This window comes from Microcoleus sp. Pol8_D6 (genome assembly GCF_036700965.1).
Lineage (GTDB): Bacteria > Cyanobacteriota > Cyanobacteriia > Cyanobacteriales > Microcoleaceae > Microcoleus.
This window is the reverse complement of sequence record NZ_JAUBPW010000122.1, coordinates 1-9588: the sequence shown is the minus strand read 5'-3', so window position 1 is coordinate 9588 and position 9588 is coordinate 1. Positions and strand designations below refer to the sequence as shown.

The 9588-nt window shown below is 45.1% G+C and carries 9 protein-coding genes; 7 read left to right on the top strand and 2 right to left on the bottom strand.

What is annotated here, in order from left to right:
• The first annotated feature begins 201 nt into the window (after positions 1-201).
• The 5 genes from QUA10_RS28135 to QUA10_RS28115 all read left to right on the top strand — a co-directional run bounded on the left by QUA10_RS28135 (position 202) and on the right by QUA10_RS28115 (position 5046).
• Positions 202-1410: a flavin monoamine oxidase family protein gene (locus QUA10_RS28135; protein ID WP_333085800.1), complete on the top strand. Its 1209-nt coding sequence runs from the start codon at positions 202-204 to the stop codon at positions 1408-1410.
• A 245-nt stretch (positions 1411-1655) separates the two neighbouring features.
• Positions 1656-2177, top strand: coding sequence for a DUF4242 domain-containing protein (locus tag QUA10_RS28130; protein ID WP_333085799.1), 522 nt, complete (start codon positions 1656-1658; stop codon positions 2175-2177).
• Positions 2178-2328: 151 nt separating this feature from the next.
• Entirely contained in the window at positions 2329-3072 is a 744-nt protein-coding gene (locus tag QUA10_RS28125) for a hypothetical protein (RefSeq protein ID WP_333085798.1), read from the top strand.
• Positions 3073-3168: 96 nt separating this feature from the next.
• On the top strand, positions 3169-3891 hold the full coding sequence (locus QUA10_RS28120; RefSeq protein WP_333085797.1) for a peptidylprolyl isomerase: 723 nt from the start codon (positions 3169-3171) through the stop codon (positions 3889-3891).
• Positions 3892-3972: 81 nt separating this feature from the next.
• Positions 3973-5046, top strand: a complete 1074-nt coding sequence (locus QUA10_RS28115) for a class I SAM-dependent methyltransferase (protein WP_333085796.1) — start codon at positions 3973-3975, stop codon at positions 5044-5046.
• A gap of 327 nt (positions 5047-5373) precedes the next feature.
• On the opposite strand, the gene QUA10_RS28110 is transcribed toward QUA10_RS28115, so the two are convergent.
• The gene (locus tag QUA10_RS28110) at positions 5374-7098 is read right to left on the bottom strand and encodes a zinc metalloprotease HtpX (protein WP_333085795.1); all 1725 of its coding nucleotides are present in this window, start codon (positions 7096-7098) and stop codon (positions 5374-5376) included.
• Between the two features lie 226 nt (positions 7099-7324).
• Between QUA10_RS28110 and QUA10_RS28105 the strand changes: the two genes are divergently transcribed.
• Together QUA10_RS28105 and QUA10_RS28100 are read left to right on the top strand one after the other, a co-directional pair.
• The gene (locus QUA10_RS28105; RefSeq protein WP_333085794.1) at positions 7325-8608 is read left to right on the top strand and encodes a glutamate-5-semialdehyde dehydrogenase; all 1284 of its coding nucleotides are present in this window, start codon (positions 7325-7327) and stop codon (positions 8606-8608) included.
• A 138-nt stretch (positions 8609-8746) separates the two neighbouring features.
• Entirely contained in the window at positions 8747-8875 is a 129-nt protein-coding gene (locus tag QUA10_RS28100) for a hypothetical protein (protein WP_333085792.1), read from the top strand.
• A gap of 427 nt (positions 8876-9302) precedes the next feature.
• On the opposite strand, the gene QUA10_RS28095 is transcribed toward QUA10_RS28100, so the two are convergent.
• On the bottom strand, positions 9303-9509 hold the full coding sequence (locus QUA10_RS28095; protein ID WP_333085801.1) for a HAMP domain-containing sensor histidine kinase: 207 nt from the start codon (positions 9507-9509) through the stop codon (positions 9303-9305).
• Positions 9510-9588: the final 79 nt, after the last annotated feature.

Genomic DNA, 9588 nt, shown 5'->3' with positions numbered 1-9588 from the left:
TTGGTAATTTACTTTCATACAATCGTCCTTTTGCTAGAAGTGCTATTGTAGCATATTTTTGGAGAAGTGGTATTACTTTACTTCATATCGCCGATCTAATTTTTTAAACTCTTCAGCTTGTTTGATAATTGCTTCATATTCTCCTTTTTTGCTAAATTATGCAAAACCTTTAGTATTACTGTAATTATTGGCTAGAACGCTATGTTTAAAATGAATCGCCGTCAATTTCTATTAAGTAGCGCTGTAACGTTTGGTGCGGTAATAGCCCATGCTCAAGTTAAAGCCCAAAACTCCCGAACTCCAGGAGCATTAGAGAAAGGACTATCCTCTCAGAAAGTGATCGTTGTCGGAGCGGGGTTGTCTGGTTTGGTTGCCGCTTACGAGTTAGCAGCAGTAGGTCATACAGTAACGGTTTTAGAAGCCCGCGAGCGAGTAGGAGGGAGAGTTTTGACCTTGCGAGGCAATTTTAGTGATAATCATTTTGTAGAAGCGGGAGCAGCAAGAATTCCATCCGATCACAATTTAACACTTGGCTATGCTCAACATTTTGGTTTGACTCTCAAGCGTTTTTTACCACCGGATGGGCTTTACATTTCTGTGAAGAATGGGCAACGTCTTCTGATTCCTGCTGATGATTTAGCTAAAATTATACCGGGAGGAGACATATCAAAAGTTGCTAAAATTGCTCAAGGTTCAGATAGATTACCACAAGCATTTGCTACCGCTCTAGTTGATAAAATTCATCTAGGATCTGCGGTTACTCGCATTGAACAAACTTCTTCAGGGGTTCAAGTCTTGTGCCAATCAGGACAGCAATACACTGGAGACTGCGTAGTATGTACTGTTCCCTTGCCAGTCTTGGGACAGATCAACTTTCAGCCTCCACTATCACCTCAAAAACAGCTTGCTATCGCTGGCGGTTATAATTATCGCGCAGCGACACGAATGTTTGTTGAATTCTCCGAAAGATTCTGGGAAAAAGAAGGATTGAATGGTTGGGGGTTGTTTGACGATCGTCCTGAAGAACTGTGGCAACCAAGTTGGGATTTTCCTGGAAAAACAGGTATTTTGGAAGCTTATCTGAAAGGGGAAAATGCCCTTGCTATGGATGCCCTCGCCCCAGAACAACAATTGCCTCAATTACTACAGCGATGGGAAAAGATTCTCCCTGGTGTCAGTGCTTATCAGGGCAAGATGACCAGTTATTCTTGGGCTAAAGATCCTTGGTCGAGGTCTGGTTGGGCATACCCGACTGAAGAGCAAGAAAAAAGGTTTTTTGATGAACTTGGAAAGTCGGAAGGTAAAGTCTATTTTGCTGGAGAACACACTTCTACTACGAGGGGATGGATGCAGGGCGCATTAGCATCTGGATTGAGGACTGCTCAAGAGATCCATCAGGCAAGAACTTAATTTTCTGATATTTTTGTGCGATCGCACTATCATTTACAGATTGGCTGAGAATGCGATCGTAGAGCAGACTTTACCCACGTTTATACTGGGGGGGTGACAACTCGCTCACTTTGTCCACTGCGAGGCGCTGAAAAAATTCGGGTGAGAGTGAGGAAAATCATCAATCGCTACAATTAGTCATGAGTCAGTAGTTAACAGTCAACAGTGACCGATCAACAGTCATTACTAATTAAGAGGAAGTAATTATGTCTCTTATCAAAGTTGAAACCGTTGCCGATCGACCCATCACCGCAGAAATGTTAGCTGATACGCGAGTTTTGGATTGTCTTGGGGCAAGAAATGCCAAGTGGTGGTACTCTCTACTCTCAGCCGATCGCGATCGCATGATTTGCACGTTTGAGGCACCAGATGCAGAGTCTGTGCGACAAGCTTATCGCCAAGCCGATGTTGGATTTAGCAAGGTTTGGACAGCCCAAGTTATTGAACCTGAACGTGTGCTACCTGTATGGAACGAACCCATCCTCAAGGTGTGGGAGGGAAGCTATCCGAATGGCTTTACCGATGAGGAGTGGAAGGAAGCCCAGCGATTAATTTTAGCGTGCTATGAGGAACGGGGTATTGAATGGGTGCGTTCCTATGCGTCGCTGGATAAAACTCGCGTGGTGTGCGAACTGAACGCGCCCGATGCGGAAGTGATTCGAGAAGCCCACGGTAAAGCTGGAATTCCCTTCGATCGCGTTTGGTGTGCCGAAGTTCTCAAACCTTAAATTCGCGCGGACGATCGGGCTTGGATGCTTTGGGAACGCTTCGAGAACGCTTTCGGAACGGTTTCGGAACGATCGCCTCGTTAGATTGATATCAAGTTAATCAAACAACCAGCAAATTAACTCATCCCTTTACACTTTAAGGAGAAATAAAATGGCTGAATTTGACCTTGGTACCTTGCCATCTAATAGTGCCGTAGTAGTTCCGCGCCGCACTATCAGTAATCTCAACAGCAAAGACACCTACAGTTTCCGTCTGGATAGCGATAAAAATATCAACCTTGGGCTGGTTGGTATGACCGACGATCTCAATGTTCAACTATTTCGCGACTTCAATGGCAATGGCTTAGTTGATGGTAACGATAAGCAGATTGCTATTTCAGATCGATTGCGTTTGGATGAAGTAATCAACTTGTCCTCAGCAGTTGCTGACGTTGATGCAGGCAATTACGTGGTGCAAGTCAATCGGAACCGTGCGTTCAACGATACTCCCTACAATTTGAGAGTATCGGCTGACGCAGCAGGAACACCCAGCAAAGTCCTTGCCATAGAAGATGATTTCGGTGCCGTGTTTTCCAACGACAAACCAAGAACTCATCAAGGTTCTGTGGGTAACACCGACACCACCGATACTATCCATCTCGCTGTCAATACCCAGGGATTTTATCACTTTGGTCTCAATAATCTCAGCGCTGATGCCGATCTCCGATTGATTCAAGACAAAAACAACAATCGCGCCGTCGATGCAGGTGAGGTAATTGGAAGTGTGGTTAAGCGAGGCACTATTTCCGAAGGATTTGTCCAAAACTTGGCTCCGGCAACTAACTACTATCTTCAAACCTCTCAATTCACAGGTAACACTAATTACTCTGTTACCTTGACTCCGATTCCCAACTAGAAAGTCCTGGGTAAAAACTCTATCTGTAAGGTGCACACTGTGCACCTTACCCTATCAATTGTTCGTTCAAATGACTTTAATTGAAGCCAGACAGCTATGACCGCAGTTTTATTACAAATCCGCAATCGCACCATCTCTGGGGAGGAGATAGTTCCTCGACTTGCCAGCTACCAAATGCTGCCCCAATTATACCGCGAGAGCATCATTGATGAAGCGATCGCCCCCATCGATTGCACGGCTGAAGAAATCGTGAATGCCAGCCAGCAGTTCTACGAACAAAATCAACTGATCGACGAAACCACACAGCAGCTTTGGCTAAAACAGCACGGAATGAGCCGGGAATTTTTAGAGACTGTTTTCATTCCGCGACTGCTCAAAATTGAGAAATTTAAACACCAAAATTGGCATCACAAACTAGAGTCCTATTTTCTGCAACGCAAGCGATCGCTAGATCGAGTCATCTATTCTTTGATTCGGGTTAAAGACGCAGAAATTGCCCGCGAACTGTATTTTCGGATTCAAGAAAAAGAGCAATCATTTGCCGAACTGGCGCGCGAGTATTCCCAAGGCCCAGAAGCTCAAGTCAATGGAATCGTTGGCCCGGCAGAACTCGGCACAATCCACCCGAATTTGGCGCATCTGTTGGCGATCAGCCTGCCCGGTCAGCTTTGGCATCCTATCCCTGTAGAAGGATGGCTGGCGATCGTCAGATTAGAAACATTGATTCCGGCTCAGTTCGATTTAGCGATGCGTCAACGTTTGCTGCGCGAATTGTTTGAAACTTGGGTGCAAGAACAGATAGGTGAAATTTTGAATTGACGGGCAGGAATCTGACGCTCGTACCCCTGGCAACATCCAATCTTCCAAATAGAAACTTTTGAATACCATCACGCTTAAATTATGATGACACAAACATTCGATCAAACTAAAGCAGAAGCATTCGCCGGACGGATGCTGGACATTCTCAACAGTGGCGCACTCTCCGTCATGATTTCGATCGGGCATCGCACCGAACTGTTTGACACAATGGCAGAATTGCCGCCCTCTACCAGTCAACAAATTGCTGATGCTGCCGGATTGAACGAACGCTACGTGAGGGAATGGCTCGGTGCAATGGTAACGGGTCGCTTAGTGGATTATAATTCGATCGACAAAACCTACACTTTGCCGACAGAATATGCAGCATTCCTGACACGGGCTGCGGCTTCTGACAACATTGCCCCCTTTGCTCAATTCATTCCGGTGTTGGCATCAGTGGAAGACCGGATTATCGATTGTTTCTACAAAGGCGGCGGTGTACCCTACTCAGAATTCAAACGTTTTCATGCGGTGATGGCAGAAGATAGCGGTCAAACCGTGGTATCTGCTCTATTTGACCACATTCTGCCGCTAATTCCCGGACTTACCGAAGCGTTGGAAAAGGGTATTGAGGTGCTAGATGTCGGCTGCGGTAGCGGGCGAGCACTCAACAAGCTGGCTGAAGCCTTTCCGAATAGCCGATTCACAGGCTATGATTTTTCGGGAGAAGCCATCGCCACTGCCAACACCGAAGCGCAATTGCGGAAGTTGAATAATATCCAGTTTGAGGTGAAGGATGCCGCAACATTGGATGAGTGCGATCGCTACCATTGGATCACCACATTTGATGCAATTCACGATCAAGCCAGACCCGATATTGTACTCCAAAAAATCTACAAAGCTCTGCGTCCCGATGGTGTTTACTTGATGCAAGATATCCGCGCCACAACGGATGTCGGCGGTAATCTAGAGCATCCCATTGCGCCCTTACTCTACACCATTTCTTGTATGCACTGCATGACTGTTTCTTTAGCCTACGGCGGCATGGGATTGGGCACGATGTGGGGTCAAGAAAAAGCGCTGCAAATGTTGAGTGAAGCGGGATTTAGCAGCGTTGAAATCAAGCAACTAGCCCATGATTTCCAGAACGACTATTATATCATCAAAAAGAGCTAAAATCATGTGCAACATTTGTGCGATCGGTCAACAATTGCAGAAGAAAAAACAACTTAAATCCGGGTTGTTGGATACCAGCCAATTTTCGGTCTTCATCGATTTGAAACAATTGTCCTCCACACTGGAATTCAAATCCGCTAAACCACCTAACAATCCTCAGTCATCAGTTAAGCCCTTGGTTTAACACTCAGGGATTCTAATCAGGAAGATGTTAATCTCTCAACTGCTTATGTTGGCACGAATGCTTTCCTGTTTAACCCTGACTTAAGGCGAATAAAGTCTTTACTATGAACCTGTTGGTAGTAAGGACTTTATTCGTTTCAACTTTCAAGCTGGAAATGAAACAAATAGCACCGCAATACCGATCGCGATCGCACCGATACCAATCACAAAAGACCAGAAGCGGTGATAACTCTTAACCGTCGTACCGCTATCGCTTTCAAGCTGAATCAAATCCATCCAAGGTGCAACACCCCGGCGGAACCAACCCAATGCGCTAACATCCATTCCAATCAAACTTTCAACCCGTTTCATGCCAAACAGGAAATTACCAAGTGGCCCAAAACGAGAAGCATAGCGCAAATAAATCATTCCCGTTCTGTCTTGCAGTTTCAAATCAGAACCGAAGGTATAACCCGCATCGCCGCGACCAATTAATTCGCCTTGCAGTTGCGCCGGTTGACCCCGCAAAGGACTTGCATAAGGGTCAGACATTAAGGTTAAAACATCCAAGTGTTCTGCTTGTTGGTAATTCGGGAACATCACCAATGTCTTGAGCAAAATTCCCGTACCTAAACCGATTAAAGGACAAGCAACCATCATCATCGGGTTTACAGCATACAGGGAAATGCCGATCGCAAAACCCACAGCTAAGCCCAGAGTTTCTGCACTGTACAGCAGCAAATCGAACACAAAATTGCCGTACAATCTCCGCTTGCTCAAATCGTTCCCTTCGCCGACAATCCGGCCCATGTCAAACTCAATATCCAAGCCTAATTGTTCGGCATAAGTGCTCAAAGCGCGAACTCGTTTACCAGTCAGCGGGTGAGTAGAGTTCAACTCCATCCACCAACCCCAGGGATTAAACATATCCCACAGAAACACTCGCCCAATTTTTTCCGGTTCCGAAGTAATCCTGTAAGCAGTGCCGGTAGATGTGGCAGCTTTGGCATCGTAAATGCCTAAAGCGCGAGTTCCTTCTAATAAGCGGCTGGGTTCGGTGGCTCTTTGTCCTTCTTCCAAAATACCGTAAGCAATTTTTACCAAAGCGCGAGACAAAGCGTTGGGGTTTCCGGTTGTTTCGGCTGCAAAATGGTCGGCAAAATATTCTCGCGTCCGTGATAAATACAGCAATAAATAAGTGCCAGCGATGTAAAACAAATAAGCAACAGCAGCTACCGTGCCGGCCGCATCTTTAGCTTTTTCGCCACCACTTCGACCCATTCTTTGAGTTGTAGTGTAAATTAAATAAGTAATCTGCACCAAAGTCGAAGCTAAAGTCATTACTGCAAAGTCCCAGTGGACGATGTGACCGAGTTCGTGGGCGTAAACAGTGGCAATTTCCTCGTCGTCTAAATAGGTAAAAAGACCTTGACTGACGACTAAGCGAGCGCTGTTTGGAAAGGAACCGTAAGTAAAAGCTGTAGGGTTTTGGTCGTCGATAATTCCTAAACGCGGCTGCTGGAGTTTTTTCTGCTTACAAACCTTCTTAATAACTTTTGCTGTTTCGGGACTTAGGCTTTCAATTTCTGCTAGGGAAACCCAGCGAGTATGGTAGAGCCAATTTTGGCTTAAGTCCATCAAGTAAGGCGATAGGAAAAAAGCAGCAAGGTTAAAAATTAGAGTTATCGGAAGTGCGATCGCCAATCCGGCGACTGGATCGGGACTGTTGAGAATTAAAACTGATGCTAAGGATAGCGCTAGCACCATACCAAACAGCAGGCTGATGGTGACGCCGGAAGCTAAAACGAGATTTCCGCCAGTTTTCTGTATCAGTTTAACGCCGGCTTTGGCGGCTCGCCCTGCCTTGCGTAAAGGGGCGTGAGATGACATAATACTCTCCAAAGGTTATTGACAAATGGAAATAGCCGTGGGATTTTATCTATACTTCACTGTTTTAACCTGTTAATGCGGATTGCTGTCAGGGGTCTCAACAAAAATATAGAATTTCCTCTAGAATTGTTAAGACTGAAAACCGCCCCGAAATTTATTTGTGCGGATTCAATTCAAAACTCCAAATTCAAAACCCAACACTCAAAACTATTTAAAAGTTACTGCCATGTCTATTATTGAAATTGCCCAAAAAACGCGCGTATCTGCTAGAAAATTGGCAGTTTTGTCCGCTGATGCCAAAAATCAAGCTATTGAAGCTATTGCGAAAGCTTTAGAAGCTGCTGCGCCGGATATTGTGGCGGCGAATGCTGCTGACTGCAAGGCGGCCCAGGTGGATGGAATAGCGAAACCGCTGTACGATCGCCTAAAGTTGGATGAGAGCAAGTTGAAAAGTGCGCTCGCGGGCGTGCGCGACGTTGCGAAACTCCCTGAGCCGATCGGTGTCGTGCAAATCCACCGTGAATTGGATACAGGATTAATTCTGAAGCGCATCACCTGTCCTTTGGGCGTTTTAGGCATTATTTTTGAAGCGCGCCCAGAAGCTTTAATTCAGATAGTATCCTTGGCAATTAAATCGGGAAACGGCGTCATTCTCAAAGGCGGCAAAGAAGCAGTCCGTTCCTGCGAAATCTTGACAAAAGTGATACATCAAGCATTAGCAAAAACTCCTGTTAATCCCGAAGTCGTGCAGTTGCTAACCACGCGGGAAGAAACAATCGAACTGCTAAAAATGGATGAATATGTAGATTTGATTATTCCCAGAGGTTCTAATTCCTTCGTGCGGTTCGTGCAAGAAAATACGCGAATTCCTGTGTTGGGACACGCCGACGGAATTTGTCATTTGTACGCAGACAAAGCGGTGGATATTCAGAAAGCAGTTGAGATTTCTGTCGATGCAAAAACCCAGTATCCAGCCGCCTGCAATGCCATTGAAACTTTGTTAGTCCACAGTGCGATTGCCCCCAAATTCCTGCCTGCTGTCGCCTCAGCTTTGCAGCAGAAAAAAGTTGAATTGCGGGGAGACGAAAAAACTCGCGCCATCCTCGAAAATATTGCCGAAGCGACAGAAACCGATTGGTCTACAGAATACAGCGATTTGATTTTGTCAATCAAAATAGTAGATTCTGTGGAAGAGGCAATAAACCATATCAATACATACGGTTCCAGACACACAGATGTCATTGTTACCGAAGACAGCGAAGCCGCCGAAACTTTTTTAAATGGAGTCGATGCAGCGGGAGTTTATCACAATTGTTCGACTCGATTTGCGGACGGTTTCCGCTACGGCTTCGGTGCAGAAGTGGGGATTAGCACGCAGCAAATGCCGCCTCGCGGGCCAGTCGGTTTAGAGGGGTTGATTACCTATAAGTATCGAGTTGTTGGAGATGGCCATGTGGCCGCGAGTTATGTAGGGAAAGATGCGAAGGAATTTACGCATCGAGATTTGTAAAAAAGTAATACTATTTGCAAAAAACATCGCTACAATAGGGTTGATAAAAGGGAGAAGACTACCTTTTGTCAACCCTGACCAATGTTACATGAGTTTTGATAAATGGTGTAATAGCAACAGTATTGAAAGGTGAAACAGATGTCCTCTAGCATCACAATTAACCCTTACGAAATTAAGCAAATCTCGCAAGCGCATACAATCAGTTCGTCAAAGCTGCGATCGCTCGCCCAAAAAGCAGAAGGTTTAGCAACAGCAGTAGAGAAGTAGAATTGCTTCTTATCTTGATGCTGTCGTCAAATCGAAGTGAAGTCAACTGGCTGTGCATATTCTGCACAATTGTGTCCAAGTAGGTTATCCAGCTTTTCCAGAGATGTCTAATGTTTTTGCTCCCAATAACAACTTGAGTAATTTTACTGAATTCTGTCTGCTCTGAAAATAGCGATCGCCTCTAGGGGCAGTTATACCAAATATAAACATTTTGTTAATGTGTAAGTCCTAGTGGCTTCTCTTAATTTTTATTGATTGGCCGGGGCAACTGCAGGGATGAAAATCATCCTTTCTCCAAGGGCGTTGATACATCCTGCTTTGAACCGCTATATAGTGCGTCTAAATGAAGGTCTCATTGACCGAGTAGAGAGGTTACCTACTACGTCGGTTTAGTGTCCCATAAATTTGTTAATTCCTACGCTCTCCCTTACGCTAAAGGAATTTCAATAATGAACTCTGTCCCAACACCCTGTTCTGAAAAGCAACTCAGTTGACCATCATGTTTTTCTACAACAATCTGACGGCTAATTGATAAACCCAATCCCGTACCTTTTTCTGCTGGCTTGGTTGTAAATAGATAATCAAATATTTTAGTGCGTACCTCTTCCGACATTCCCAAACCGTTATCTTTAATGTCTGTAGTTTAGACTAAAGAATGAGCGCAGCTAAAAGTAGCCACCTTTGAATCTCAGGCAAGCTGTTGCTCAAAAACT